The sequence below is a fragment of the Haloarcula sp. DT43 genome (genome assembly GCF_037078405.1).
Lineage (GTDB): Archaea > Halobacteriota > Halobacteria > Halobacteriales > Haloarculaceae > Haloarcula > Haloarcula brevis.
In genome coordinates this window covers 485,316-510,675 of sequence record NZ_JAYMGZ010000004.1, presented here as the reverse complement: position 1 = coordinate 510,675, position 25,360 = coordinate 485,316, and the positions used below count along the sequence as shown (strand labels likewise).

24 protein-coding genes, 1 tRNA gene and 2 pseudogenes are annotated in these 25,360 nt (G+C 67.7%); 15 read left to right on the top strand and 12 right to left on the bottom strand.

Going from position 1 to position 25,360, the window contains the following annotated elements:
- Positions 1–22 precede the first annotated feature (22 nt).
- Together VI123_RS17260 and VI123_RS17255 are read right to left on the bottom strand one after the other, a co-directional pair.
- Positions 23–682, bottom strand: a complete 660-nt coding sequence (locus tag VI123_RS17260) for an RAD55 family ATPase (protein WP_336339298.1) — start codon at positions 680–682, stop codon at positions 23–25.
- A 10-nt stretch (positions 683–692) separates the two neighbouring features.
- A complete protein-coding gene (locus VI123_RS17255) occupies positions 693–1,277 on the bottom strand; it encodes a response regulator transcription factor (RefSeq protein WP_336339297.1) in 585 nt (194 codons plus the stop codon).
- Between the two features lie 122 nt (positions 1,278–1,399).
- On the opposite strand from VI123_RS17255, the gene VI123_RS17250 reads away from it, so the two are divergent.
- Positions 1,400–1,975, top strand: a complete 576-nt coding sequence (locus VI123_RS17250; protein ID WP_336339296.1) for an MBL fold metallo-hydrolase — start codon at positions 1,400–1,402, stop codon at positions 1,973–1,975.
- A 30-nt stretch (positions 1,976–2,005) separates the two neighbouring features.
- Here the strand turns inward: VI123_RS17250 and VI123_RS17245 are convergent, their stop codons facing one another.
- Positions 2,006–2,830 (bottom strand): ATPase, encoded by an 825-nt coding sequence (locus VI123_RS17245; RefSeq protein WP_336339295.1) that lies wholly within the window; start codon positions 2,828–2,830, stop codon positions 2,006–2,008.
- Positions 2,827–3,096, bottom strand: a complete 270-nt coding sequence (locus tag VI123_RS17240) for a DUF5827 family protein (protein WP_336339294.1) — start codon at positions 3,094–3,096, stop codon at positions 2,827–2,829. Before VI123_RS17240 ends, VI123_RS17245 begins: the two co-directional genes overlap by 4 nt.
- Before the next feature lie 140 nt (positions 3,097–3,236).
- Here VI123_RS17240 and VI123_RS17235 point away from each other — a divergent pair.
- The 5 genes and pseudogenes from VI123_RS17235 to VI123_RS17215 all read left to right on the top strand — a co-directional run.
- Positions 3,237–4,172: pseudogene (locus VI123_RS17235) on the top strand (histidine kinase dimerization/phospho-acceptor domain-containing protein); the annotation flags it as partial.
- Between the two features lie 125 nt (positions 4,173–4,297).
- Positions 4,298–5,515, top strand: coding sequence for an RNA-guided endonuclease InsQ/TnpB family protein (locus tag VI123_RS17230; RefSeq protein WP_336339293.1), 1,218 nt, complete (start codon positions 4,298–4,300; stop codon positions 5,513–5,515).
- 44 nt (positions 5,516–5,559) lie between these two features.
- A pseudogene (locus tag VI123_RS17225) lies at positions 5,560–5,742 on the top strand (hypothetical protein); the annotation flags it as partial.
- Between the two features lie 26 nt (positions 5,743–5,768).
- Positions 5,769–7,877, top strand: a complete 2,109-nt coding sequence (locus VI123_RS17220) for a beta-glucosidase (protein WP_336339292.1) — start codon at positions 5,769–5,771, stop codon at positions 7,875–7,877.
- 103 nt (positions 7,878–7,980) lie between these two features.
- Positions 7,981–8,370: a thioredoxin family protein gene (locus VI123_RS17215; RefSeq protein ID WP_336339291.1), complete on the top strand. Its 390-nt coding sequence runs from the start codon at positions 7,981–7,983 to the stop codon at positions 8,368–8,370.
- Positions 8,371–8,373: 3 nt separating this feature from the next.
- Here the strand turns inward: VI123_RS17215 and VI123_RS17210 are convergent, their stop codons facing one another.
- Complete coding sequence (locus VI123_RS17210) at positions 8,374–10,572, bottom strand: thioredoxin domain-containing protein (RefSeq protein ID WP_336339290.1); 2,199 nt, start codon at positions 10,570–10,572, stop codon at positions 8,374–8,376.
- Positions 10,573–10,623: 51 nt separating this feature from the next.
- Positions 10,624–10,887: a hypothetical protein gene (locus VI123_RS17205; protein ID WP_336339289.1), complete on the bottom strand. Its 264-nt coding sequence runs from the start codon at positions 10,885–10,887 to the stop codon at positions 10,624–10,626.
- A gap of 145 nt (positions 10,888–11,032) precedes the next feature.
- Here VI123_RS17205 and purD point away from each other — a divergent pair, with 145 nt between their 5' ends.
- Genes purD through VI123_RS17190 form a run of 3 tightly spaced genes read left to right on the top strand, consistent with a single transcriptional unit; the run spans position 11,033 to position 14,499 of the window.
- Positions 11,033–12,385, top strand: a complete 1,353-nt coding sequence (gene purD, locus VI123_RS17200; RefSeq protein WP_336339288.1) for a phosphoribosylamine--glycine ligase — start codon at positions 11,033–11,035, stop codon at positions 12,383–12,385.
- A 52-nt stretch (positions 12,386–12,437) separates the two neighbouring features.
- A complete protein-coding gene (locus VI123_RS17195; protein WP_336339287.1) occupies positions 12,438–13,934 on the top strand; it encodes a TrkH family potassium uptake protein in 1,497 nt (498 codons plus the stop codon).
- A 16-nt stretch (positions 13,935–13,950) separates the two neighbouring features.
- Positions 13,951–14,499, top strand: a complete 549-nt coding sequence (locus VI123_RS17190; protein ID WP_336339286.1) for an acyltransferase — start codon at positions 13,951–13,953, stop codon at positions 14,497–14,499.
- A 1-nt stretch (position 14,500) separates the two neighbouring features.
- Here VI123_RS17190 and VI123_RS17185 read toward each other — a convergent pair whose 3' ends face one another.
- From VI123_RS17185 to VI123_RS17170, 4 genes are all read right to left on the bottom strand, one after another.
- On the bottom strand, positions 14,501–15,295 hold the full coding sequence (locus VI123_RS17185; protein WP_336339285.1) for a mechanosensitive ion channel domain-containing protein: 795 nt from the start codon (positions 15,293–15,295) through the stop codon (positions 14,501–14,503).
- Positions 15,296–15,297: 2 nt separating this feature from the next.
- The gene (dacZ, locus tag VI123_RS17180) at positions 15,298–16,107 is read right to left on the bottom strand and encodes a diadenylate cyclase DacZ (RefSeq protein WP_336339284.1); all 810 of its coding nucleotides are present in this window, start codon (positions 16,105–16,107) and stop codon (positions 15,298–15,300) included.
- Between the two features lie 76 nt (positions 16,108–16,183).
- Complete coding sequence (locus VI123_RS17175; protein WP_336339283.1) at positions 16,184–17,494, bottom strand: cobyrinic acid a,c-diamide synthase; 1,311 nt, start codon at positions 17,492–17,494, stop codon at positions 16,184–16,186.
- Positions 17,491–18,531, bottom strand: coding sequence for a nicotinate-nucleotide--dimethylbenzimidazole phosphoribosyltransferase (locus VI123_RS17170; protein WP_336339282.1), 1,041 nt, complete (start codon positions 18,529–18,531; stop codon positions 17,491–17,493). The genes VI123_RS17175 and VI123_RS17170 overlap by 4 nt, the downstream gene beginning before the upstream one ends.
- Before the next feature lie 85 nt (positions 18,532–18,616).
- On the opposite strand from VI123_RS17170, the gene VI123_RS17165 reads away from it, so the two are divergent.
- The gene (locus tag VI123_RS17165; RefSeq protein WP_336339281.1) at positions 18,617–18,841 is read left to right on the top strand and encodes a DUF7385 family protein; all 225 of its coding nucleotides are present in this window, start codon (positions 18,617–18,619) and stop codon (positions 18,839–18,841) included.
- 583 nt (positions 18,842–19,424) lie between these two features.
- Here the strand turns inward: VI123_RS17165 and VI123_RS17160 are convergent.
- Positions 19,425–19,526, bottom strand: a tRNA-OTHER gene (locus VI123_RS17160).
- A 213-nt stretch (positions 19,527–19,739) separates the two neighbouring features.
- Between VI123_RS17160 and VI123_RS17155 the strand changes: the two genes are divergently transcribed.
- Positions 19,740–19,973, top strand: coding sequence for a cupin domain-containing protein (locus tag VI123_RS17155; protein ID WP_336339280.1), 234 nt, complete (start codon positions 19,740–19,742; stop codon positions 19,971–19,973).
- Positions 19,974–20,006: 33 nt separating this feature from the next.
- Here the strand turns inward: VI123_RS17155 and VI123_RS17150 are convergent, their stop codons facing one another.
- Positions 20,007–21,833, bottom strand: a complete 1,827-nt coding sequence (locus tag VI123_RS17150) for an FAD-binding protein (RefSeq protein ID WP_336339279.1) — start codon at positions 21,831–21,833, stop codon at positions 20,007–20,009.
- Positions 21,834–22,071: 238 nt separating this feature from the next.
- Between VI123_RS17150 and VI123_RS17145 the strand changes: the two genes are divergently transcribed.
- The 4 genes from VI123_RS17145 (at position 22,072) to VI123_RS17130 (ending at position 25,357) form a co-directional block, all read left to right on the top strand.
- The gene (locus VI123_RS17145; protein ID WP_336339278.1) at positions 22,072–23,421 is read left to right on the top strand and encodes a PAS domain S-box protein; all 1,350 of its coding nucleotides are present in this window, start codon (positions 22,072–22,074) and stop codon (positions 23,419–23,421) included.
- Positions 23,422–23,493: 72 nt separating this feature from the next.
- Positions 23,494–24,414: a 2-dehydropantoate 2-reductase gene (locus tag VI123_RS17140; protein WP_336339277.1), complete on the top strand. Its 921-nt coding sequence runs from the start codon at positions 23,494–23,496 to the stop codon at positions 24,412–24,414.
- A 94-nt stretch (positions 24,415–24,508) separates the two neighbouring features.
- Positions 24,509–25,054, top strand: coding sequence for a DoxX family protein (locus tag VI123_RS17135; RefSeq protein ID WP_336339276.1), 546 nt, complete (start codon positions 24,509–24,511; stop codon positions 25,052–25,054).
- A 15-nt stretch (positions 25,055–25,069) separates the two neighbouring features.
- Positions 25,070–25,357 (top strand): hypothetical protein, encoded by a 288-nt coding sequence (locus tag VI123_RS17130; RefSeq protein ID WP_336339275.1) that lies wholly within the window; start codon positions 25,070–25,072, stop codon positions 25,355–25,357.
- Positions 25,358–25,360: the final 3 nt, after the last annotated feature.

Here is a 25,360-nt window from a genome sequence, read left to right as displayed (position 1 = left end):
GTCCGGACCACCTGTGGGCCGGTCAGATTTTCTGCCAGTCGGTCGGTTCGCCAGCGAGGCCGAGCACGCGGGCCTCGCGGCCGCCGCCCTCCGCGTCGCGCACGTCTATCATCCCGTCGAAGGCCTGCTTGATGACCTGCAGGGTCTGGTCGTCGTGGGCCCCGGAGTCGATGGTGAACACGCCGATGTACCCCGCGGAGTCCAGCCGCGAGGACAGCACGTGACAGAACTTGAACACGGTCTTCTTGTCCGTGTATGTCAGCATCGTCGACAGCGAGACGAGCGCCAGCCGGCCCCGCTCGTTGCCGGCGTTGTGCAGCCCTTCCAGGGCCTTCGTGATGCCGATACCGATGCCGGTGAGGTCCCCGGGCGAGGAGACGTGGTGGACGTGGGCGTTGCCGATTGCGTCCTCGTCGGTGCCGCCCTCCCCTCGGCAGTCGATGACGCCGAGCTGGGAGTCGTCGAGGTCGGGGACGAGCGAGCGGAACTCCTCGACGACGCTGCCCGCGCCGTCGCCGGTCGTCACGACCACCGCACCGTCCCCGTTGCCCATGCCGTCGGCAAGCATATCGTATGCGAGCCGTTCCTTCCCGCTCATTGCTGGGCCGGAAATCAGGATGCTGGACCCTGGCCGGACCTCCCTGAGCGCATCGAACTCTAGTACTGAGGTGAGATCATACATTGTTTGTCGCTCAGTTGTCTTCATCGTCGCTCAGTCCGCGAAGCGTTGCGATGAAATCGGAGTCGTCTTCGATACCGCCGAGCGTCTCCGAGAGGTCGTCTCGCATCCCCGCGATTTTCTGGCTCAGTTCGTCGTACTGGTCGCTTTCGGCCAGTTCCGCGCTTGACTTCGTCGCTTCGAGTGTCGCCTGCTTCTCGACGAGCGCGTAGTACTCCTGTAACAGGGAGTCGTACTCGGAGCGGTCGAGCAGGTTGTCGACGGTCTCGTGGAGCTGTTCGCTCCGAATCGGCTTCGAGAGGTACGCGTCGAATCCCATCTCCAGAATGTCGAAATCGGGCTCGACGGCGGTTACCATCGCCACCCGACAACCGAGGTCCCGCTCCCGGATGCGCTCCAGTACCTCGTCCCCGGAGAGGCCGGGCATCATCCGGTCGAGCAGGACGACGTCGACATCGGCGTCCAGTTGCTCCAGGCCCTCGTCGCCGTTCTGTGCCATACGGACCTCGTATTCCTGTTGCAGCCACAGTTTGTACGTCTCGGCAACGTCTGGTTCGTCTTCGACTATAAGCACTACAGGTAGGTCCGAATCTGACATGATGTTCTACTATCCCCCGTTTGCATATCCACGTACATAGCCCTGTGGGTGCGTCGCTGGGCTGCGTTTCCGGCCGTACTGGAACGATACCCACATCCGAGACGACGGTCAATAGGCGGGTAATGATTCGAAATCTCGCCCGTGGGCAACAGGCGTTCACGAGCAACGTGTTCCTCGTCACGGGGGCCCGAACCGTCCTGGTCGACGTCGGCAACGAGTTCGACGTCGTGTCGGCCGTCGATGAACACGTCGACGACATCGACGCCGTCGCCGTCACCCACACCCACTACGACCACGTGGAGAACCTCGACAGCGTCGTCGACGCCTACGACGTGCCGGTGTACGGCTACGACACCGACCAAGACGGCATCGAGCACGCCATCGCCGACGCGGAGACGATACAGCTCGGCGACCACGACTACCGGGCGCTGCACACGCCCGGCCACAAGAACGACCACCTCTGCTTCTACTCGGCGGATGCCGGCGTCCTGTTCGCCGGGGACCTCGTGTTCGCCAACGGGAGCTTCGGCCGGACCGACCTCGAAGAGGGCGACCGGGACCTGCTCGTCGACAGCATCGAGCGGGTGCTGTCCGTCACCGACGAGGGCTTGGCGGAGATGCACACCGGCCACGGTCCGAGCGTCACCGACGCGCCGTACCGGGACATCGAACTGGCGCTGCAGGCCGCGAAATTCTGAGCCCGTCGCGGTCGGCCGCGACAGCCGTTCTCAGTCGAACGCACAGGCCAGCAGGGCGTCGTAGGCGTGGCCGTACGCGTCGGCGACGGCTACCGGGTCGCCCCGCTGGTCGCTGTCGAGAGCGGGCAGGCGCACCGCGGCGACCTGCTCGATGAGGTCGACGACCTTGGGCACCCGCTCCTCCAGTTGGCCGTCGCCGGGGCCGCCGGTGGCTATCTGGCAGGCCTTGCTGTACCGGTCGCCGTCGTAGATGCGCGCCCGGCCCGGTTCGACGACGGCCACGGCGTCCGGTTCGACGCCCGACAGCGGCCGGGCCACGTCGCCGTAGGACTCGACGACCGCCCGGTCGGCCGACTCGATGTCCGTGGCGAGCGACTCCAGGGCCTCGACGTGCATCACCCGCATCAGGTCGTTGAAGTCGGCGACCGAGGTGACCCGCGGCGCGTCGGCGAGCGGGAGCCGGTCGGCGACGGAGTCGGGCAGGTCGACGGTCCCGTTGACGACGTACTCGACGCCCGGGTCCGAACTCGGGCGGCCGACCCGGTCGACGACGAACTGCTGGTTCTCCTTCCCGAGCAGGCCCGTCTCCGCCCCCGGCGAGGGATGCCACAGCCGGTGAATCGGATTGATTTCTTCGGGGACCACGTCGCCCGGGGACGCGGCCGCGAGGCGCTTGGCGTCCTTGCCGTACAGCCGCCCCTCGCCCGTCGCTCGTTGGTAGTCGTCGTGGTCGAACCAGTAGTTGTTGCCCGCTCTGGGCTTGAACCCCTGGGCGCTGGTCCGTTCGAGCAGGCCGACGCTGAACGTGGTCTTGCCCGCGTCGACGCGGTCGTTGCCGGCGACGAGGAGGTTCATTGCTCGGCGAGGCCGTACAGCCCGACCACGTCGTCGTCCTGCGGGTCGGCTATCACGAGGTCGTCCTGGTTGTATATCATCCACGGGATGGCCCAGTCGATGAACACCGACTCGTTGGCCTCGCTGAGTTCGGCGTCGGCCGGGAGGCCCTGCAGGAGGCGGGCCAGCTCCGGGATGGTGTACAGTTTGTCGGGGTCGAGAACGTCGGCGGGTTCGTGGAGTTCGAACGACAGCAGGTCGTCGAACTCACGTTTGTCGACAGGCATACCCGCGGGTATGCCGAGCGAGTGGGTAAATCCCTCGAAGCGGCGGAACCCATTTACTCGCCCGGGCGGATTGTACAGCAATGGCCACGCTGCTCGTCGCGTACGCCTTTTTCCTGCTGGTCGTGGCCGTCGTCATCGGGACGCTGTCGGCCTACGCCTGGGGCCGGCTGCTCGACATCTCGCCGGTCGCGTATCGGGAAGTCGTCGAGTCGCTCAACAGCGCCGTGTTCGTCGTCGACACGAACGACACGATAATCGAGGCCAACGACGCCGGCCGCCGACTGCTCGGCGGCGGTCCCGTCGTCGGGGAGTCCGTCGCTACCGCGCTCGAAGCGTCGCCGGAGCTACTCGGAAAGTACCGCGGCCTGAACGACGACGCCGCGGAGACGCAGGCGGTCATCGAGCAGGAGGGCCGGTTCTTCGACGTGCAGCTCTCCCCGCTGTTCGATTCCCGGGACGCCCTGGTGGGGCGCGTGTTCCTCGTCCACGAAATCACCGAGCAGAAGCAACGCGAGCGGGAGCTCGAACGCCGGAACCAGCAGCTCGACCAGTTCGCCGCGGTCCTCTCACACGACCTTCGGAACCCGCTGAACGTGGCCTCCGGCCGCCTGGCGCTGGCGCGGGAACGGAACGACCCCGAGGAGTTCGACCGCGTCGAGGCGGCCCACGAACGGATGAGTACCCTCATCGGCGAGGTGCTCGCCTTCGCCCGCGACGAGCAGACGACCGACGCGACCGAGCTACGGCTGTCCGCGCTGGCGGAGGCGGCCTGGCGGCACGTCGACACCGGGTCGGCGACACTGCAGGTCGGCACCGACCGCACGGTCGTCGGCGACCGCGACCAACTCCTCCAGCTGTTCGAGAACGTGTTCCGCAACAGCGTGGAGCACGGCTCCACGGGTAGTCGGACGGGGGCCGCCGACAGCGCGGACCACGAGACTGCGAGCGGGCGGTCGGCCGACGCCGCTGACGGGGCGGTGACGATACGCGTCGACGCCACTCCCGACGGGTTCACCATCAGCGACGACGGCCCCGGCGTGTCACCGGAGCAGCGGGAGGCGGTGTTCACAGGCGGTACGAGGCGGATGCTCCGACCCTTGAGGTCGGGGAGGAAGCCGACAACCGATGACACAAACCACGCGACGATGGCTGGCCGACTCCCCCACGTATAAGTAACACCAGCAGTATATGTGAAATCACAGTGGAATACCGTCGTACCGCCGTCATCAAACTCGACACTCCCGAAGGAGCCAACGATTCGCTTCGAGAGACGGTCGAGCAGTTCAAACACTGCGCCAACACCGCGAGTGAGTGGTGTTGGCGCGGCGACGACGGATACCACGTCACATCCAAAGCTAAAGCCGAACGTGCCCTTTACGACCAACTCCGAGAGGAAACCGACCTCACCGCCAACCTCGTCCAGAAAGGTATCAGGCGGGCCGTCGAAGCCGTCAAGAGCGGAGTCGAACGCCTCAAACGTGGAGAGAACACGTCACGACCCCACTTCTCAGCGGACAGCGCGGTGTACGACAAGCGGAGTGCGACGTTCCACCGCGACCACGTTTCCCTTTCGACCGTAGATGGGCGCGTCGAGTGTGACTACATCCTCCCCGACGACTCGGAGACACCGCCGACCAAGTACGTCTCCGACGAGGACTTCGAGTTTCGGATGGCTCACCTCCAGTACCGCGACGGTGACTGGTATCTCCACACCTCGATGCGGAAAGTCGACCCCGACGAGGAATCGTCTGAATCCGAGTCCAAGCACAGAACAGTCCTTGGTGTGGATTTGGGCGTCAACAACCTCGCCGTCGCTTCGACGGGGCGATTCTGGTCGGCAGACGAGTTCAACCACTGGCGTCGTGAATACGAGAAACGCCGGGGTTCGCTCCAGCAGTGTGGTTCGCGTCACGCCCACAAAAACATCGAATCAGTCGGGCAGAAAGAGTACGGACGCTTCGAGATATACCTGCACACGGTGGCGAACGAACTTATCGAGGAGGCCGTCGAAAACGATTGTTCGCACATCGTGTTCGAGGATTTGACCCACATTCGGGAGAACATCCCTGAGGCGACGTGGCAACACGTCTGGGCGTTCCGACGCCTCTACGAGTACGTCGAATACAAGGCCGAAGAACAGGGCATCGAAGCCGTGCAGGTTGACCCGCGGAACACGTCGAATCGGTGTTCAACGTGTGGGTTTACCCACGACGATAATCGGTCGGGAGAGTCGTTCGAGTGTCAGCAGTGTGGGTACGAGAACCACGCCGACTACAACGCCTCGAAGAACATCGGTTTGCAGTATCTCCGTCGCAGGCAAAACGCAGGCGACGGAGGCGCACCCGTAGATGTGCGCTTGAATCGCGGGACGTTGAACGTGAGTGGGGAATACGCACCCCCTGCCTCGATTGAGGCATAGAACGGGAGTCCACGCGAAAGCCTCGGGGCTTAACCCCGAGGCGATTTACACACGGCGTCACCAGCTCCGAGTCGGGGACCGGCCTCCGACTGGCCATCGTCCAGCACGTCGTCGAGTCCCACGGGTGGACCGTCGAGATGGCCGAGAGCCGGTCGGGCGGCGCGAAGCTCGTCGTCTCGGGGCTGGAACACGAGGCCGCCGACCGGCCGACGCAGTCGACAGTATAAGGCCCGCTCGGCTGTGAACTGCCGGTATGACTGACGACCACATCGAGGCGCTGCTCGACCGACTGTCCCGGACACAGCAACTCGCGCTCGTCCGGGGCGCGACCGACCCCGAGGGCACGGCGACGGGGTACCTGCCGGGCGTCGACGAGGCCGGGATTCCGCCCTTTCGCCTCGTCGACGGGCCGCTGGGAATCCGCGCCGAGGGCGAGCGTGCGACCGCCTTCCCCGCGTCGATTGCGACCGCGGCGGCGTTCGACCCCGACCTCGCCCGGCGACAGGGGGCGGCGATGGGGCGCGAAGCGGCGGCGCTCGGACAGGACGCGCTGCTCGCGCCCGGCGTGAACCTCGTCAGAGTCCCGCAGTGTGGCCGCAACTTCGAGTACCTCTCCGAAGACCCGGTCGCCGCGGGCGACATCGGTGCGGCCCTCGTCGACGGCATCCAGTCCGCGGGCGTCGTCGCTACCGTCAAGCACTTCGTGGCCAACAATCAGGAGACCCATCGAACGACCGTCAGCGCCGAGATAGGCGAGCGGCCGCTCCGCGAGCTGTACCTCCCGCCGTTCCGCGCGGCCGTCGACGCCGGCGTCGGCTCGGTGATGACGGCGTACAACCGGGTCAACGGCACGCACATGAGCGACCACGAACGGCTCGTCGGCGACGTGCTGAAAGGCGAGTGGGGGTTCGACGGCTACGTCGTCTCGGACTGGTACGGGCTGGAGAGCACCGTCGGCGCGGCCAACGCCGGACTGGACCTGGAGATGCCCGGCGTGGCGGCTCCGGGGGCGGCCGACGGCGACGAGGGCTTCGAGTGGCCCGACGGCATCCCGGACGCGACGCGCGCGGGCCTGTTCGGCGACCCGCTCGCCGACGCCATCGACGCCGGCGAGGTGCCGGCCGACCGCCTCACGGACATGGTCCGGCGGGTGCTCGGGCAGATGGACCGGTTCGGCCGGCTCGACGGGAGCCAGGGGACGGGCGACGACGCGGGCGAACTCGACAGCCAGCGCCACCGTGACCTCGCCACGGAGGTGGCGGCCCGTGGGACCGTCCTGCTCGACAACGACGGCGTCCTGCCGCTCGACGACGGGGCCGACGTGGCCGTCATCGGGCCGAACGTGGACGAGCCGAAACTGGGCGGCGGCGGCTCCTCGGAGACGACACCGTTCCGGTCGGTGTCGCCGGTCGAGGGCATCGAGGCCCGCGCCGAGGGCGACGTCTCGTCGGCGGTCGGCGTCCCGCGGATAGCGTCCGTCTCGCTGTTCGACCTCCTGCCGTTCGTCGGGGAGGACGGGGACGCCGGCGAGGACGACACCGCAGAGCGGGACCCGTCGCTCGACGACGCCGTCGACGCGGCCGCGGCGGCAGACGTCGCCGTCGTGTTCGTCCGCGACGCGACGACGGAGGCCCGGGACCGCGACTCGCTGGCGCTACCGGGCCGGCAGGACGACCTCGTCTCGGCCGTCGCCGCCGCCAACGAGAACACCGTCGTCGTGGTCCGGTCCGGCGGCCCCGTGGCACTCCCCTGGCGCGAGGACGTGGCCGCGGTCCTCGAACAGTGGTACCCCGGCCAGGGCGACGGCGACGCGGCGGCGGCCGTCCTCTACGGCGACCGGGACCCGAGCGGCCGGCTCCCGGTGACGTTCGCGCCTGAGAGCGAGTACCCGACCGCCGCGACCGAACGGCGGTTCCCCGGCGTCGACGACGAAGTTCACTACGACGAGGGCGTGTTCGTCGGCTACCGCCACTTCGACGACGCGAACGCGTCCCCGACCTACCCGTTCGGCCACGGGCACTCCTACGCGGCCTTCGAGTACGGCGACGCCGAGGTGGTCGACGACCAGACCGTCTCGGTGCTCGTCGAGAACGTCGCCGACAGGCCGGGCCGGGAGGTCGTCCAGGCCTACGTCCGGCCGCCGGCCGTCGACGGCGTCGAGCGACCCGAGCGCGAACTCGCCGGGTTCGAGGCAATCCGGCTGGACGCCGGCCAGCGGCGGACGGTGACGCTTTCGCTCGACGACCTCGCGTTCTCGCGGTACGACTCTGATTCCGGCTGGACGGTCGACGAGGGAACGTACACGGTCGAACTCGGCCGGTCGTCGCGGGACGTTCGGACGACTGTGGCGTTCGACCGATAGCCCCGCCACGTGGTCCGAACCACCCGTTCGTCTGCCGAAACGGGTCTGAGACGGGGAATCCGCGGCCGGGGATTTCAAGCCCCCTGAATACATATAGCCGGACATGAGTCAGACGCTCGAAACCATGGAGCCGAATCCGGTGTGGGTCGAAGACGCCTACTCCGACACCGTCGACGTTCTCACGCGCTACGCCGACGAGTTCGAGTACAAGATTTGGGGCGGCGACTGGTGCAAGGACTGCCGGGCACAGCTCCCCGACTTCGGGGCGGCCCTGAAAGCCGCCGGCGTCCCCGAGGACCAGATTCACCACTATCCGGTCGAGAAGGAGGAGGACGGCTCGAAGACCGGACCGGAAGTCGAGGCGTACGACATCGAACTCATCCCGACGGTCGTCGTCGAACACGACGGCGAGGAGATAGCCCGCTTCGTCGAGGAGGAGCCGGTCCCCATCGCGGTGTACCTCGCCGACAAAATCGAAGACGCGATGGCCTGACCCTCACGCCGCGTCGTCAGTTCCCGCGCCCCAGTCGAGCGCCGCCCCGAGGTCGTGTTTCGGCGGCGAACAGGCGAAGTTCCGGCAGGCGTACACCGTCGGCTCGCCGTCGACCGGCTCACGGCCGGCCCAGATGGGCGGGGCCTCGTCCAACTCCAGCGCGTCGAGCCACTGCTGGAAGCGCTCCGCGTCGGCCGGCCGGTGGGCTACCAGCCGGCGCGGGACGTACCGCTCGGCGAGCGTCGCCGCCCACTCGTCGGGGTACTCCGACCGCTCGCCGACCAGCGTGAGTTCCAGCGCGCCCTGCTCGTAGCTGTCCGTCGCCAGCGTGAGCGAGGCGTGCTGGAGCGGGTTCGAGGCGACGCGGTCGGCGTGGGTCCGGATGACCCGCTCGGCAACGTCTTCGAAGCGGACGCCGCCGAAGTGGGACAGCGACAGCAGGAGGTCGACGGCGACGCCGGTGCTGGACGGCGTCGACTGGTCGGTCAGTTCCTGCGGGCGGGCGACCAGCGACTCGCCGCCGGTCGGGGTAAAGAACAGGGTCCCCTGCTCGTCGTCCCAGAACGCCTCCGTGATGGCCCGTCCGAGGTCCATCGCGAACGCGAGGTGCTCGACGTCACCGGTCGCCTCGAACAGCGTGAGCGCGCCCCGCCCGAGGAACGCGTAGTCCTCTAGGTAGCCGTCGATGGCCACGTCGCCGTCCTTGTATCGGCGGCTGAGTCGCCCCGCGTCGGCGTCCCACAGGTGCTCGCGGACGAACGAGAGCGCGTCGGCGGCCACGTCGGCATACTGGTCGTCCAGCACGATAGCGCCCTCCGCGAGCGCCCGTATCATCAGGCCGTTCCAGCCGGCCAGGATTTTCTCGTCGCGGGCCGGCCGTGGCCGCTTTTCGCGGGCCTCGAAGGTCTGGTTCAGAGCGCGCTCGAGGCTCGCCGTGATTTCGTCCTCGCTTCGCTCGTACTCCTCGGCCAGCACACCTACTGGCTTCCGGACAGCCAGCACCGTCGCGCCCTCGAAGTTACCTCGCTCCGTGACGCCGAAGTAGTCACAGAAGATGTCGGCGTCCGTCTCGTCGTCGACGGCGTCGCGGACCTGCTCGGGCGTCCAGACGTAGAACAGCCCTTCCTCCGTCTCGCCGCCGGGGTCGTCGGGCGGGCTGCCCCCGCTCGACTGTTCCGAACCGTCTCGCGACTCGCTATGCGGCGTGCTCTCGGCGTCCAGCGTGCTGAAAAAGCCGCCGTCGGGATGCTGGAGTTCGCGCTGGACGAACTCGAAGGTCTCCCGGACGACCGACGCGTAGCGCTCCGAGCCGATGGCCTGGTAGCCGGCGAGGAAGGCCCGCGGAATCTCGGCGTTGTCGTACAGCATCTTCTCGAAGTGAGGGACGGCCCACTGCTGGTCCGTGGCGTAGCGGTGGAAGCCGCCGCCGACGTGGTCGTACAGCCCCCGGTCAGCCATCACGTCCAGCGTCTCCTCGACGACGGTCAGGTAGTCCGCCTGTCCACCATCGGCGTGCGCTCGCAGCAACGCGTGGAGCCGCCCGTTCTGTGGGAACTTCGGCCCGCCGGAACCCCAGCCGCCGTCCTGGCGGTCGGCCCCGCGGTGGGCAATCGTGCCGGCGGTCTGGACGATGTCCTCTGCGGGGTCCGCCGGGTCGGCCGGCGTCGCTTCGAGGTCGCTCTCGATGGCCTCGGTCCACTGCTGGGCGCGGTTCTCCATCTCCTGGCGCTGTTCGGGGTCCGACCAGGAATCGGCGAGCCGTTCGAGCAGGTCGCCAAAGCCCGGCTGGCCGCGCTTCTCCTCCGGCGGGAAGTAGGTCCCGACGTAGAACGGTTTCCCCTCCGGCGTGAGCCAGGCCGACAGCGGCCACCCGCCGCCGCCGGTGACCTGCTGGCAGATGCTCATGTACACGGAGTCGAGGTCCGGGCGCTCCTCGCGGTCGACCTTTATCGGGACGAAGTGCTCGTTGAGTTGCTCGGCGATGGCCTCGTCCTCGAAGCTCTCTTCCTCCATGACGTGACACCAGTGACACGCCGCGTAGCCGATAGAGAGGAAGATGGGTACGTCCCGTTCCTTTGCGGCCGCAAGCGCCGTCTCGTCCCAGGGCTGCCAGTTGACGGGATTGTCCGCGTGCTGGCGGAGATACGGGCTTTCGGCCTCGTCGAGTCGGTTTCGGGCCGTCGGGTCCGTGGCGTCGCTCATACCCGTGGCTGGGAGCGCCGCGCTGAAAAGCAACGCGACGCCGGCGACGCCTCACTCGCCGGCCAGCCGGATGCCACGGGCGACGACGTACATGAGGACGACACCGGCTCCGACGGCGAGGACGAAATCACCGAGCAGGGCCAGTACTGCACCCAGTACGGTCCCCTCCGAACCGAAGAACACGATGGCGTAGGGGAGGAGGCTTCCGGCGACGAACACGCCGACGAGCTTCGCGAGCGGAACGGCCTCCGAGAGTATCTGGGCCGTGTCTAGTTCTCCTGTTGCGGGGTCGATGAATGGGCGGGGAGGGGTCACGCACGTGTGTGTCTGCCGGTCGGGTAAAGTAGCTCCCGGTCTCCGCCCGGCGACTCGGCCACGAGCGCGCTCGAAACGACCGCCACAGTCAGCGAAAACCGGCGAAAAGACAATACTTACGTGAGAGCCAGACCGGCCTTCGGGTATGTCAGAGACAGTGCTGCTCGTGGGTGGCGGCGGCCGGGAACACGCGATTGCGCGCTCGCTTGCGGACTCGCCGGGGGAGCTGTACGCCTGTGCCGGCAACCGGAACCCGGGCATCGTCGCCCTCGCCGACGGCTTCGAGGCACTCGACACGACCAACCCGAAGGCCGTGACGACCTACGCCCGGGAGGTCGACGCCACGCTGGCCGTCGTCGGCCCCGAGGCGGCACTCGCCGCCGGGGTCGCCGACGCGCTGGACGACGCCGGCGTCTACACCTTCGGGCCGCGGGAGCAGGAGGCCCGCATCGAGACGGACAAGGCCTTCCAGCGGCGCTTCATGCGGGAACACGACATCCCGGGCTGCCCGGACTTCGAGACCTTCGAGGACATGGACGCCGCCTGCGAGTACATCGACGAGTACGACGGCGACCTCGCGGTCAAGCCCGCCGGCCTCACCGGCGGCAAGGGCGTCCGCGTCATCGGCGACCAGTGTACCGCCGCGGAGGCCAAGGACTACCTCCGTGACTCCGACTACGACCGGGTCGTCCTCGAAGAGCGCCTCGTCGGCGAGGAGTTCACCGTCCAGGCGTTCGTCGCCAACGGCCAGCTTCGGGTCACGCCCGCCGTCCAGGACCACAAGCGCGCTTACGAGGGCGACGAGGGGCCGAACACCGGCGGCATGGGCAGTTACTCCGATGCCAGCCTCCACCTGCCGTTCATGGACGAGGACGACTACATGGACGCCGTCGACGTGCTCCGCGCGACGGTCGACGCCCTCGACGGCTACAAAGGCGTGCTGTACGGCCAGTTCATGCTCACCGAGACGGGACCGCGCGTCGTGGAGTTCAACGCCCGCTTCGGCGACCCCGAGGCCATGAACACGCTCCCGGTCCTCAACACGGACTTCCTCGACGTGCTGACGGCCGCCCGCGACGACGACCCGCTCCCGCAACTGTCCTTCCGCCCGCTGGCGACCGTCTGCAAGTACGCCGTCCCGGACGGCTATCCCGCGGACCCCGACGCCGGCGCGAAGGTCACAATCGACGACGAGGTCGTCGCGGAGGTCGTCGCGGACCGCCGCGAGCAGGCCGGCGACGACGCGGAGACGGCCCCCGAGGCGCTGCTGTTCTACGCCAGCGTCGACGACCGCGAGGACGGCATCTACACCACGACCTCGCGGTCCTACGCCGTGGTCGGCCTCGCCGAGTCCATCGCTGAGGCGGAGTCCATCGCCGAGGCGGCCTTGGAGCGTGCCGGGACGGAGGGCCTGCGGGTCCGCCACGACATCGGCACGGCGGCCCTCGTCCAGCAGCGCATCGACCACATGGACGACATCCGCGGTGGCGCGGACTGAGCGCGTGGTGGCATCGCCAGCAGATGCCCGACGTCACGGGCGGTGAGCGACTGTGGCACTGACGACCGTCGACGTTCGGTCCGCGCTGAACGTTCTCGGGGCGATTATGCAGTGGTTGGCCGTCCCGCTGGCGATTCCGACGCTAGTGGCCCTGCTCTACGCCGAGTCGCCGTGGCCGTACCTCGTCGCGATAGCGATTACGCTCGGCATCGGCACGGCGCTGACCCGACTGCGACGCGACCGCATCAGCGACCGCGAGGCGTTCCTGACGGTGTCGCTGGCGTGGCTGACTATCGCCGTCGTCGGCGCGATACCGCTGTACATCGAGGGGACGGGCGTGTTCGACAGCCCGGTCAACGCCCTGTTCGAGGGGATGAGCGGCATCACGACCACCGGCGCGACGGTCATCAGGGACTTCGACGCCCACTCGCAGGCGCTGCTCATGTGGCGGCAGGTCCTCCAGTGGCTCGGCGGGCTCGGGGTCCTGTTGCTTGCGACGGCCGTGCTCTCGCGGCTCTCCGTCGCCGGGGCCCAGCTCATGGAGACCGAGGCACGGACGGAAAACGTCACGAAGCTCACCCCCGGCATCGAGCAGACGGCGCGTATTCTCGGACTGCTGTACCTGGGGCTGACCGTGGCGGCGGCGCTGATTCTCGTCGGTCTGGGGGCCAGCGGCCTCGCCCCGGAGATGACGCTTTTCGACGCGGTGGCACACGCGTTCACCGCCATCGCCACCGCCGGGTTCTCCCCGCGGGCCGAGAGCATCGGCGCGTTCTCGCCGGCCGTCCAGTGGGCGGTCACGCTGTTCATGATAGTCGGCGCGACGAACTTCGTGTTGCTGTACGCGCTCGTCCGGGGCGACACCGGGCGGCTGCGAAACAGCGAGGAGTTCCGCTTCTATCTGTCGATTCTCGGCGTCGGCTCACTGCTGGTCACCGGTCTGCTCGTGGTCGACCCGGGGTACACCGGTGGCGCGGGCGAGACGGTGCGCCACGCCGTCTTCCAGGTCGCCGCCATCGTCACGACGACCGGCTACGCCTCGACGGACTTCAACACCTGGTCGGCCGGGGCGAAGAACGTCCTGTTCGTCATGATGTTCATCGGCGGGATGGCCGGGAGCACCACCTGCTCCATCAAGACGCTCCGCTGGCTCGTCGTCACCAAGTCCTTCTGGCGGGACCTGAACGTCTCCGCGCACCCCAACAGCGTCCGCCCGGTCCGGCTCAGCAACGAGGCCATCAGCGAGAGCACCGTCCGGGACGTGTACGCCTACACGCTCATCGCGCTGGTGTTTTTCATCGTCGGGACCGTCCTGCTCGTCGCCGACGGCGAGCGGGCGGGCGTCCCGATTACCGAGTTCGAGGGGTTAAGCGCCGCCGCGTCGATGTTCTTCAACATCGGGCCGGCGTTCGGTCAGGCCGGCCCCTACGGGACCTACGAGGGCTTTGCCCGGTCGAGCAAGGTGCTGATGATACTGCTGATGTGGGTCGGCCGCATCGAAATCGTGCCCGTGCTGGTGTTGCTGACGCCGACGTTCTGGCGGCGGTGACCGCGAGCCGACGGGTTTGATTACCGCGGCCCCGTACACGACGGACGTGAGTGGTTCACGACACGACCGACTGACCCGGACGCCGACGCCCGGTCCGCACAACTCCCTGTTCCCGTGGCCGGACGCCAAACACCCGCTCCGGGTGATGGTCAACTACGCCGTCATCCTCGTCTGTCGGGTCTCGCCGAGTCTCCGGCTGAAGAACTGGCTGCTCTCCCGGCTCGGTGTCACCGTCGGCGACGGCGTCGCCTGGGGCCTGGAGTCGACGCCGGACGTGTTCTGGCCGGAACTCATCACCGTCGAGGACCACGCCATCATCGGCTACGACGCGACGCTGCTGTGCCACGAGTTCCTCCAGGAAGAGTACCGGACCGGGGCGGTCGTCGTCGGCGAGCGGGCGATGGTCGGCGCGGGCGCGGTCGTACTCCCCGGCGTCGAAATCGGCGCGGGCGCACAGGTCGCGGCGAACTCGCTGGTGGCAGCCGACGTGCCGCCGGAGACGACCGTCGCCGGCGTCCCGGCCGAACCGCTTGACGGGGACGGGACGGCGACCGACCGGGCGTGACTCAGCCGCGGATGCGGACGATACCCGCGTTGAACACGCGCTTGTTCGGGATGATGTACTCCTCGCCGTCGCTCTCGATGCGCGTCACGAGGATGTCCACCTCCTGGACGATGCCGCGCTGGTCGCCGATGACGACCTCGTCGCCGATGCTGTACGGCTCCGTCAGGAGGAGGTAGAGGCCGGCCGCGCCGGCCTGCAAGATGTCCCGCAGCGCCAGCCCGCAGACGAACACCAGCCCGAAGGCGTAGGCGCCGAGGAGAATGAGCAGGGCGAGGGTCTCGACGCCCAGCTGGCCGAGCGCGATGAGCACGGCGAGATAGAAGATGCTGTACTTGACGAGTTCGGGCAGCACCGTCGCCTCGGGCATCTTGACGCTGCGCAGCCGCTCGGAGACGACGAGCTTGGCCTTGTCACCCGCGATGAGGCCGATGATGACGGCGAACAGCGCGATGAACAGGTCGGGCAGGAACGAGGTAAAGCGGGCCCAGTACAGCTCCGGGTCGGTCAGCTGTGCGATGTTGAGGACGGCGGTAATCGTCGTGATGTAGATGAACAGCGCGGCCAGGTTCGAGACGATGCCGACCGTCGACGTGCCCAGGCCCCGCGCCGTTCGCTCGAAGGGCGTGCCCTCGACCGTTTCCGGGACGCCGAGTTCGCGCATGAACCGTCGGGACGAGCGCCAGACGAGGTAGCCGAGCACGATGCCCACGGCCAGGACCACCAGCGAGAAGATGAACGTCCCCTGTGGCGAGAACACTCGCCGGATGAACGTCGCCCAGTCGAAGCCGAACTGCATCCTCAGTACTCCTCGGGGTCGATTTCGAGGACCAGCTCCCCGCCCTTGAACGCCCGTACCAGCCCGTCGCTCTCCGAGAGGACGATGGCTGTCGCGGTGGTGTCACGGGTGATAGCGCCGGCCGCCATGTGCCGTGCCCCCAGCCCCTTCGGGATGTCGACCCCTTCGGCGGAAGGTTCGAGGTACCGGTACGCGGAGACGATTTTGCCGGCGTCGGAGATGACGAACGCGCCGTCGAGGCGCGAGAACTCCTTGAGCATCACGTTGACGATGGGGTCGCCGACGTGGACGTGGGACTTCTCGAAGGGGTTGTACGACAGCGGCCGGGACTTGTTCATCACCTTGCCGGCGTCGCCGACGACGAACAGCGCGCCGACGGGCTTGCCCTTCTGGCCCTTCTTGCCCAGTTCGATGGCGACCTCGAACACGTCGCGGACGACGCTCGCGTCCGCCCTGGAGTTGACGAACATGTCGTACACGCCGGAGGGCGAGAAGTTGTTGGTCTGGACCCGAACGAGCGTGTTCTCGGCCCCGTCGAGCACCTCGGTCACGCAGAGCACTTCGTCGCCCTCGTCGACGATGCCCTGTTCCAGCGCGCCCTCGACGCCGAAGCGGAGGCGGCCCTCAAGGTCGGTGAAATCTATCGGCAGTTCGACGAACGGCTCCGCGTCGAGGGCGTTCTCCGGGCCGACGACGACGATGTCCTCGTCGACCTCGGCGAACTCCTCGAAGAACGACGCGTTCGGCGAAAACAGGAACACGGAGTCGACGTCTGCGACCAGGTCTCCGAGCAGGTCGCGCAACTCGTTCATTATCAGAACGATGCTGCCAGGCGGAAAAAAGGTTGCGGGCCAGTCAGCCACGCGTCAGACGGCCGCTCCGTGGGCTTCACTTCGACGGCACTTCCAGCAGGCGGTCGAAGGCACCGCTCTCCCCGTGGCAGTGACAGTACGTCCCCACGGTGTTGTACTCCGTGAGACCGTCGTGGTCGCCGTCGATGCCGTCGCCCCGGACCACGTCGAAGGCGAAGGACGCGTCGGCGGCGACGTCGGCGGCCGAGTAGTGGAACTCGTGCCCGCGGAGGTGGGTCCCGGACGCGGCCGTGACGGTGTCCGTCCGCGCGCTGAGTTCCACGTGGTCCAGCGCCTGATACCGGTCCTGCATCTCGACGGCCGCCGGGAGGACGCCGGCCATCTCGTAGGTGTCGCCGTCGGTCGTCGTCAGCGACTCCGACAGCGCCATCAGGCCGCCGCACTCGCCGTAGACGGGGACGCCGTCGGCGGCGCGGTCGGCTATCTCGTCGAGCGTCCCGCCCGCCGACAGCGACTCGCCGTGGAGTTCTGGATAGCCGCCGGGCAGATATATCGCGTCGGCGTCGGGGACCGGGTCGCCGGCGACCGGCGAGAACGGCTCGACGGCCGCCCCGGACCGGAGGCGGTCGAGCACCGAGGGGTAGGTGAAACAGAACGCGCTGTCCCGTGCGACCGCGACCCGGCGGTCGGCCGCCGTGTCGCTTACCGTCTCGTCGGCCGCGACTGCCGGCGGCTCTCGCGCCGCCTCGACCAGCCGCTCGACGTCGATTGTCTCCGCCGCCGTTTCGAGCGCGCCGCGGTCGAGACCGGCCTCCGACCCCATCTGTAGCCCGAGGTGCCGGTCGGGGATTTCCAGGTCCGGCGTCGGCGGAACCCGGCCGAAGTAGGCGAGTTCGTCGGGGAGTGCGTCCCTGATGCCCTCGGCGTGTCGGCCGCCGTGGGCGCGCTGGGCGAGGATGCCGGCCACGTCGATGTCGACGCCGACGCGGTCGGCGTATCGCGCGAACCCCAGCGCCGTCGCGGCGACGCTCTCCATGCCGGCTTTCGCGTCGACGACAAGGACGACCGGGAGGTCCAGCCCCTCGGCGACCGCCGCCGTCGAGGCCTTGCTCCCGTCGTACAGGCCCATCACGCCCTCGACGACACAGATGTCGCCCTCGCCGCGCCAGTAGGTGCGCCGCATGCCGTCCGCGCCCGAGAGCCAGGGGTCGAGCGTCCGAGAGGGCGCGTCGACGAGCGCCTCGTGGTGGCTCGGGTCGATGAAGTCCGGGCCCGCCTTGGCCGGCTGGGGCTGGTACCCGGCGTCTTCGAGCGTGGTCAGGGTCGCCAGCGTCGCCACGGTCTTGCCGACCCCGGAACTCGTGCCGGCGAGGACGACCCCCCTCACGGCCCCTCCTCAGGCGTCGCCGTCGGCGCGTCGCCGATGAGCCCGTCGTACACCGCCGCGAACCGCTCCCGGACCTCGGCCATCGGGACGCCGGCGCGGTCGGCCAGCGCCAGCGCGCCGCCCATCCCGACCCCCTCTTTGGCCTCGCCGGCGACGAACCGCTCCATGGCGACGTGGTCGCTCCGGTCGAAGCCGGGGTCGGTCACGGTCAGGTCAAGGTCGAGCCGGTCGGCCGACGCGCGCACGTCGGCGCTCTCGTCGTCGGCCACGTAGCTCGTCGTGGCGAGTCCGAGCGGCCCCTCGTAGCCGCCGTGGCGGACCAGCGCGGCGACGGCGACACACTGGCTGCCCCCGGCCAGCGTCACCGCAGTGTCGCCCTCGACTGCTCCCGCGGTCAGGCCGGCGAGCGTCGCCAGGACGGGGTCGCCCATCCGGCGGACCGCCCGCTTCGGCTCGCCCGCGGCGTCGCCCGGGTCCAGCGAACTGGCCTGTAGTCCCTCGGCGACCAGAGCTTCCTTCTGTTCCGTGGGGTTTTCGGGCAGCGACGAGGAGACCATCCCCGCCTCGCCCAGCGCCCGCAGGACGCCCAGTGCCGTCGTCGTCCCGCCGGGAATCGTCTCGGCGAGGTACAGTTCGTCGTCGGGCAGCGCGCGGCCGAACTGCCGGGCGGCCGTGAACGCCCCGTGGGCCGTCGGCACCGGGTCCTGCTCCGCGATGTCTTTCCCCGGGCGTGCGCCGACAGCGACCGTCGGCGCGCCGGTCTTCTCGGCCAGGCCGCCGTCGACGACCGTCACGTCGAGGTCCAGCAGTTCCCCGACGGCGCGGGTCACCAGCGCCGGCGTCGGACAGCCGCTCGGGCTGACCGGCGTCACGCCCGTCCGGACCGGACTGCCGTAGGTCACCAGTTCCGCGTCGGCCGCGGGGGTCACCGCCATCAGGTCGGGGTCGGCTCCGGCGGCGCTGATGCCCGGTCGACTGGCCGTCTCCGTGGTTCCTGCGACGAGTGCGAATCGCGTTCCGCCACCGGGTGAAGTCATTGTGCTTGTATTACCACAAGTCGACTTTAATACCCCGGTGCGGGGCGGCGCATGATTTATGCCGCCCGCCCCCGGTTGCCAGGACATGGACGATTTCGACGAGCTCCTCTCGTCGCTGACGCCACGCGAGGACAACGAGGCAATCGCTTCCTACCAGAACACGACGGCCGTGGCCTGTCCCGCCTGTGAGGAGCCGTTCGACGACATGGTCGTCTGCAAGCAGGAGTTCACCTCCCTCAATCTCGATTTCGAGATGGACCTCTGTACGACCACCGACGACGGGAGCGTCGTACTCTTCACCCACAAGTGACTTCTCCCACGACTAAAGTCGTGGGCTTCCCTCACTGAGGGTTAGGCCCACATTGTCTGGGGAGTTCGCAGGTTCCATCTCACCGTTGGTTCCCTCGAGTACGACCTGCGTTTCGGGCTGAGCCACAACAGCCCCCACCGTCGATAGCGGGCTCTGAATGTCCTTACCGACGGCTCGTTTGCCGATGTTCGACGCGCCGTTCTTGTCGCCGTTGTCGTCCAGTCCACAGTCGTAACGAAACCGATAGCGGCCGCCGCTGTTTCTCCGCCCGTCTCCGACGCTTACCCGTAATATCCAGGGCCCCCTCCAAATATCGACTTTGATAATCTCAGCGGAGGTTTTTTGTACGCCACCCCGCTTGTATCGGGTAGGCACCGTACTGGTGCCGCACCACCCCCACCCCCCACATTCCTTACCTTTCCACTTCCTGAGAGGCGTCGGTTCCCACCCCGACGCTTCGACGACGCCGGTCAACAGTCGCGCCTATCGTGAAGTAGCCTTGGCTCCCCGGTCGCGGCAGGGACGACTGAACGGTGTGCCAGCGTAGAAACGGACAGCAGCCGCTGTCAGCGACACGCGGGAGTGGAAGGGGCGGGAGTCGAACCACGCGGAGCCCTTTGCGGGGTAACCACCGACCGATTCTGGCATGTTGGCCGGTAGCGCTCTACCACTGAGCCACCCTTCCGAGCTACCTTCGATACGTTCCTGACAACCAAGTAAGTGATGATTCCGGGTGGTTCCGCACGTACTGCTCCCGATATCGCGAGCCGGTCCCGTCGGCCGGTAGCCCCACGGGTCTCAACAGCTACGGCGGGACGGTGGCTCATCTCGGGACCGTCTCTTTTCGGAATCACAATAACTTATTTTCCGCCGGGCGACGACACTGGGGTGTGAGCAGATGGGCGTCACCGTCCTCGACTGCGAGGCCGGCTGGACGGGCAAACCGCACGACCACGCCGACGACGGTCACGAAGAAGTGTACGTCCTCGTCGAGGGGGCCGCGACCGTCGAAGTGGACGGCGAGGACGTGGCCATGACTGCGGGTGACGCAATCAGAATCCCGCCCGAAGCAGAACGGACGATCAAAAACGGCGACACCGAGAGCACGTTCGTGCTCGCTGGCGCACCCTGAAGCCGTCAGCGGACCCGTCCGAACGGTCCGGCGTCAGTACGACCGGACCTTCGGCTCGTAGGTCTGCTCGTCGCCCTCGAGGATGACCGGCTTGTAGTAGAGTTCGGGGGTGCCCTCGTTCCAGGCCAGCATCGTGTGCTTTATCCACTCGTCGTCCTTGCGCTCCTGGTGCTCGGCGCGCCAGTGTGCGCCCCGGAACTCCTCGCGGGCGAGCGCGCCCAGCGTGATGGCCTCGGCCACGTCGAGGATGTTGCGCGTCTCGATGGTGTGGATGAGGTCCGTGTTGTAGGTCCGCGAGGGGTCCTCGACGGCGACGTTCTCGTACTCCTTGCGGGCCGCCCGGAGGTCCCGCAGGGCCTTCTCCAGACCGTCCTCTTTCCGGAACACGTTGACGTTCTCGGTCATCGTCTCCTGGACGTCGGCCCGGACCTCGGCGTGGTTGATGCCGTCGGACTCGATGAGTTCCTCCACGCGCTGGCGCTCCCGCTCGACGGTGGTTTCGAGCACCGCCTTCGGCTCGACGGCCGCCCCGTCGGCGGCGACGTCGTCGCTGGTGGCGTCGATTGCGCCGGGCTCGACCGGCGGCTCGACGTCGCCGGGCTCGCTCTTTGCGGAGGGGCCGGTCTGTATCTCGGCGGTCTTCATGTCCTTCCCGGCGGCGTGGTGGCCGGCGCGAGCGCCGAACACGAGCAGCTCCGGCAGGGCGTTGCCCCCGAGCCGGTTCGCGCCGTGTAGCGACACGCAGGCGGTCTCGCCGGCCGCGTAGAGGCCGTCGATACACGTCTCGCCGTTCTCGTCGGTCTCGACGCCGCCCATGGCGTAGTGCTGGCCTGGCTTGACCGGCATCGGCTCGTCGAGGCCGTCGACGCCCTCGAAGTCCTCCGCGAGGTGGAGGATGTTCTCCAGGCGGTCGAGGATACGCTCCTCGCCGAGGTGGCGCATGTCGAGGTCGACGTACTCGTCCTCGACGCCGCGGCCCTCGTTGACCTCGGTCAGTTCGGCCCGAGCGACCACGTCACGGGAGGCCAGTTCCCCCTCGTTGTTGGCGTAGCCGTGTTCGAACATGAACCGCTCCTCGTCGTCGTTGTAGAGGATACCGCCCTCGCCGCGGACCCCTTCGGAGATGAGCACGCCCGTCGACGGGAGCGTGGTCGGGTGGAACTGAATCATCTCCATGTCCTCCATCGGGACGCCGGCGCGGTAGGCCATCGCACAGCCGTCGCCGGTGTTGGCGACGGCGTTCGTGGTGTGGTCGAAGGCCTGCCCCAGGCCGCCGGTCGCCAGGATGACGCCGTTGTTCGCCCGGAAGCCCTGGATCTCGCCGGACTTGATGTCGTAGGCGACACAGCCGTGACAGACGCGGTCCTCGGGGTCGTCGTGGTCGGTGACCGCCAGCTGGGTCACGTACCACTCGTCGTACACCTCGATGCCGCGCTTGACCGCCTGCTCGTACATCGTGTGCAGCAAGTGGTGGCCGGTTTCGGCACCGGCGTAGGTCGTTCGCGGATAGGAGAGGCCGCCGAACGGACGCTGAGAGACGCGGCCGTCGTCCTCACGCGAGAAGGGCATCCCCCAGTGTTCGAGCTGGATGACCTCCTCCGGGGCGTCCTTGGCGAAGGTGTCGATGGCGGGGGCGTCGCCGAGGTAGTCGGACCCCTTCATCGTGTCGTACGCGTGGAGGTCCCAGGAGTCCCCCTCCTGCAGCGCGGCGTTGATTCCCCCCTCCGCGGCACCTGTGTGGCTCCGGACCGGATGGAGCTTGGTCACGAGGGCCACGTCTGCACCCTCTTCGTCCGCTGCAATCGCCGCTCTGAGGCCAGCGCCACCCGCGCCGACCACGATGACATCGTGTTCGTACATTGTGAGAGAGTCTCTTGGCGTGGTTTCGGCTTAGGATTAGCCAAACTTAAGCCTCCCTGTTGCGTTACTGCGAGCTACCTGGTCTCCCGCTTTCACTCCCCGCATCGTACTGTCATTCAACGTAGAGGTTTGACCTATCCGATGGAGTTATATCGCGTGGTATGACTAGTTAGGAACTAACTACTGATACCAAACACTACAGTTGGTATTCCTACGGGAGCCGATCCCTTCACCTCCGATGCCAGACCAGTATCTCACGTCGACAGACGACTTCGAGGCGGTGTTAGCCGATTCGCCCTCCGTGCTGACGGTCACCGACAACGACCTGACAGTTCGGTTCGTCAGCCCGGCCGTCGAACGCATCCTGGGCTACGACATGGACTCGCTCGTCGGCACGAACTGGCTGGACCTCGTCCACTCCGAGGACGCGGACCGCGTCCGCGCCACGCTCGCCGGCGACCGAGAGGAAAGCGGGACCGAGTACCGGTTTCGCCACGCCGACGGCGACTGGGTCCGGCTCGAAACCATCGTCTCCACGGACGCCGAGACCGACCGCGACTACCGGGTGTTCACCTCCCACGACGTCGGCGACCGGGCGCGCTTCGAGGCCCGCTTTCACCAGTTCGTCACCCATGCCTCCGACGTCCTCACGGTCTTTGACGAGCAGGGCAACGTCGACTACGTCAGCCCCTCTATCGAACGCGTACTCGGCTACGACCAGGAGGCGATGCAGGACGCCGACCTCTTCGAGTACGTCCACCCGGACGACCTCTCGAACGCGCTCTCGGAGTTCGGCCGGATGGTGGCGGAACCGGACTACGTCGCCGTCATCGAACACCGGTACCGTCACGCCGACGGCGACTGGATATGGGCCGAATCCCGCGGCCAGCAGGTCGCGAGCGGCCCGCTGGAGGACCACGTCGTCGTGACGACCCGCGACATCTCGGAGCGGAAACGCCGCGAGGAGGAGCTCAGGCGACAGAACCAGCGCCTCGAACGGTTCTCGGACGCCATCAGCCACGACCTCCGGAACCCCCTCGACGTGCTGGACGGCTCGCTCGAACTCGCACGCGAGACCGGGGCGGAGGAGCACTTCGAACGCGCCGAGCGGAGCATCGACCGGATGTACACGCTCATCGACGACCTGCTCGTGCTCGCCAAACAGGGCGTCGACCCGGCGGCGGTCGAGGCGGTCGACCTCGATAGCCTGTCACGGCGGGCCTGGTCGATGGTCGACACGCGGGACGCGACGCTGGAAACCGACGTCGAGGACACCGTCAGGGCCGACGAGGGCGCGATGCTCGAACTGCTGGAGAACCTCTTCCGGAATGCCATCGGGCACGGCGGCGAGGACGTGACCGTCACGGTCGGGACCGAGCCGTGGGGGTTCTACGTCGAGGACGACGGGGCCGGCTTCGTCGACGGCACCGCGGACCTGTTCGAACCCGGCTACTCGACGGCGGCGGAGGGGACGGGGTTCGGCCTCTGTATCGTCGAGCAAATCGTCGATTCACACGACTGGGATGTCATCGCGACCGACCGGGACGGCGGCGGCGCGCGGTTCGAGTTCGTCTGTCGCGATAGCTGACCCCCAGGTCCCCGTTCGTGGCCGTCGCCGCCTCCGGAATCCATTTCACCCGGTTCGCTGTAGCTACCGCCCATGAAACTCTGTATCTTCGGTGCCGGCGGTATCGGCGGCTATCTCGGCGCGCGGCTCGCCGACGCGGGCCACGACGTCCACCTCGTCGCCCGGGGAGCGCACCTGGACGCGCTACGGGCCGACGGGCTCCAGGTCGAGAGCATCCACGGGAACACGGCGGTCGACCTCCCTGCGACCGACGACCCGGCCGAGGTCGGGGCCTGCGACGCCGTGTTGCTCTGTGTGAAATCCAACGACACGCGAGCGGCCGCCGCGGAGATGGCCCCGCTGCTCGCCGACGGGACGGCCGTCGTCTCCTTCCAGAACGGCGTCGACAACGAGGCGTGGCTGGCCGAGACCATCGGCGAGTCCCACGTCGTGGGGGGCGTGGCCTACATCTTCTCGACCATCAAGGAGCCCGGGGTCGTCGAACACACCGGCGGGCCGGCCCGGTTCGTCTACGGCGAACTCGACGGCCGACGGACGGAGCGCATCGAGGCGCTCGACGACGCGCTCTCGGCGAGCGGGGGCGTCGACGCGGTGCTCGCCGACGACGTCCGCGTCGAACTGTGGCGGAAGTTCGCCTTCATCTGCGCCCAGGCCGGGATGACGGCGACGACCCGGCGGCCGGTCGGCGACATCCGGGAACACGAAGCGTCCTGGGAGATGTACCGCCGGCTCATCGAGGAGGTGTGCGCCGTCGCCCGCGCGGAGGGGGTCGCCCTGCCCGACGAGACGGTTTCGGAGTGGCTCGACTTCGCCGCCGACCTCGACCCGGGGATGTACTCCTCGCTGCACTACGACCTGACCCACGACAAGCCGATGGAACTCGACGCGCTCAACGGCTCGGTCGTCCGCCACGCCGACGCGGCCGGCGTCGACGTCCCGATGAACGAGGCCGTGACCGCGATTCTGTCGCCCTGGGCCGCCGGGGGCGACTGACCGGGCGACTCGCCGAGTCTGCCCCATTCTAAACCTCAGCTAACAGGCAAAAATTGAATACACCCTGCCGTGATATCACGTGTGGTGCTACCACATGGCAACAAGTGACATTACCAACGTTCGGGCCCGGATGCTCGGACAGGACGTCGCGTTCAGCGTGTCACAACCGTGGCTGGCCTACTGGCTGGTCGTCATGCGACTCGTCGGCGGCTGGTGGCTGTTACACGCCGGACTCGACAAAATCGTCAACTGGCCGTTCGACGCGGCCTGGTTCGTCGGCGGTGCCGCCCAGGGAACGAGTCTCGGCCCCGTCCTCGCGCTGTTCAGTAGCGGTGCCGGCCTGGCGTTTACCAACGTCGCGGTCCCCATCGGGCAGGTACTGATAGGCCTGGGACTGGTGTTCGGGGCGCTCACCCGCACGGCGGCGTTCTTCGGCGCGCTCATGATGGTGTTCTTCTACTTCGTCAACGGCGAGACCGGCGGCTGGGCTCACGGCGTCGTCACGGGCGAACTGCTGGGCATCCTCATCTTCGGGATGATTGCTACCCTCGGAGCCGGCCGCGTCCTCGGCGTCGACTCGTACCTGCAGAACACCGAGTTCGTGGAGAACCACCCGCGGCTTCGGTACCTCATCGGCTAACGGAGGCGTCAGAATATGAGTAACCACACCACAGCGGACAGGATAGCGATGTACGTCGGCGGCGGCCTCGTCGTCCTCGGCACGGTCGGTATCGGCTTCTTAGAGATGCTCTTGGGGAGCCCACACCCCGTCTCCGGCGAGGGCCAAATCGTCCACGACGCTCTCGTCCCGCTCGAACTCCGGTCGTATATCATCCTCGCGGGGTTCCTCGTCTGGGGCGTCTACGCCATCTACATGGTGGCTACCGGCGGCCACATTCCCGGTACCACCCAGCGGGATATCCGTGCCGGGCAGGTCGAGTAACGC

Bases quoted from the DNA above. Each gene is read 5' to 3' on its own strand.
- VI123_RS17260 (WP_336339298.1), bottom strand. From the start codon at position 682: ATGTATGATCTCACCTCAGTACTAGAGTTCGATGCGCTCAGGGAGGTC.
- VI123_RS17255 (WP_336339297.1), bottom strand. From the start codon at position 1,277: ATGTCAGATTCGGACCTACCTGTAGTGCTTATAGTCGAAGACGAACCA.
- VI123_RS17250 (WP_336339296.1), top strand. From the start codon at position 1,400: ATGATTCGAAATCTCGCCCGTGGGCAACAGGCGTTCACGAGCAACGTG.
- VI123_RS17245 (WP_336339295.1), bottom strand. From the start codon at position 2,830: ATGAACCTCCTCGTCGCCGGCAACGACCGCGTCGACGCGGGCAAGACC.
- VI123_RS17240 (WP_336339294.1), bottom strand. From the start codon at position 3,096: ATGCCTGTCGACAAACGTGAGTTCGACGACCTGCTGTCGTTCGAACTC.
- VI123_RS17220 (WP_336339292.1), top strand. From the start codon at position 5,769: ATGACTGACGACCACATCGAGGCGCTGCTCGACCGACTGTCCCGGACA.
- VI123_RS17215 (WP_336339291.1), top strand. From the start codon at position 7,981: ATGAGTCAGACGCTCGAAACCATGGAGCCGAATCCGGTGTGGGTCGAA.
- VI123_RS17210 (WP_336339290.1), bottom strand. From the start codon at position 10,572: ATGAGCGACGCCACGGACCCGACGGCCCGAAACCGACTCGACGAGGCC.
- purD (WP_336339288.1), top strand. From the start codon at position 11,033: ATGTCAGAGACAGTGCTGCTCGTGGGTGGCGGCGGCCGGGAACACGCG.
- VI123_RS17185 (WP_336339285.1), bottom strand. From the start codon at position 15,295: ATGCAGTTCGGCTTCGACTGGGCGACGTTCATCCGGCGAGTGTTCTCG.
- dacZ (WP_336339284.1), bottom strand. From the start codon at position 16,107: ATGAACGAGTTGCGCGACCTGCTCGGAGACCTGGTCGCAGACGTCGAC.
- VI123_RS17170 (WP_336339282.1), bottom strand. From the start codon at position 18,531: ATGACTTCACCCGGTGGCGGAACGCGATTCGCACTCGTCGCAGGAACC.
- VI123_RS17165 (WP_336339281.1), top strand. From the start codon at position 18,617: ATGGACGATTTCGACGAGCTCCTCTCGTCGCTGACGCCACGCGAGGAC.
- VI123_RS17155 (WP_336339280.1), top strand. From the start codon at position 19,740: ATGGGCGTCACCGTCCTCGACTGCGAGGCCGGCTGGACGGGCAAACCG.
- VI123_RS17150 (WP_336339279.1), bottom strand. From the start codon at position 21,833: ATGTACGAACACGATGTCATCGTGGTCGGCGCGGGTGGCGCTGGCCTC.
- VI123_RS17145 (WP_336339278.1), top strand. From the start codon at position 22,072: ATGCCAGACCAGTATCTCACGTCGACAGACGACTTCGAGGCGGTGTTA.
- VI123_RS17140 (WP_336339277.1), top strand. From the start codon at position 23,494: ATGAAACTCTGTATCTTCGGTGCCGGCGGTATCGGCGGCTATCTCGGC.
- VI123_RS17135 (WP_336339276.1), top strand. From the start codon at position 24,509: ATGGCAACAAGTGACATTACCAACGTTCGGGCCCGGATGCTCGGACAG.
- VI123_RS17130 (WP_336339275.1), top strand. From the start codon at position 25,070: ATGAGTAACCACACCACAGCGGACAGGATAGCGATGTACGTCGGCGGC.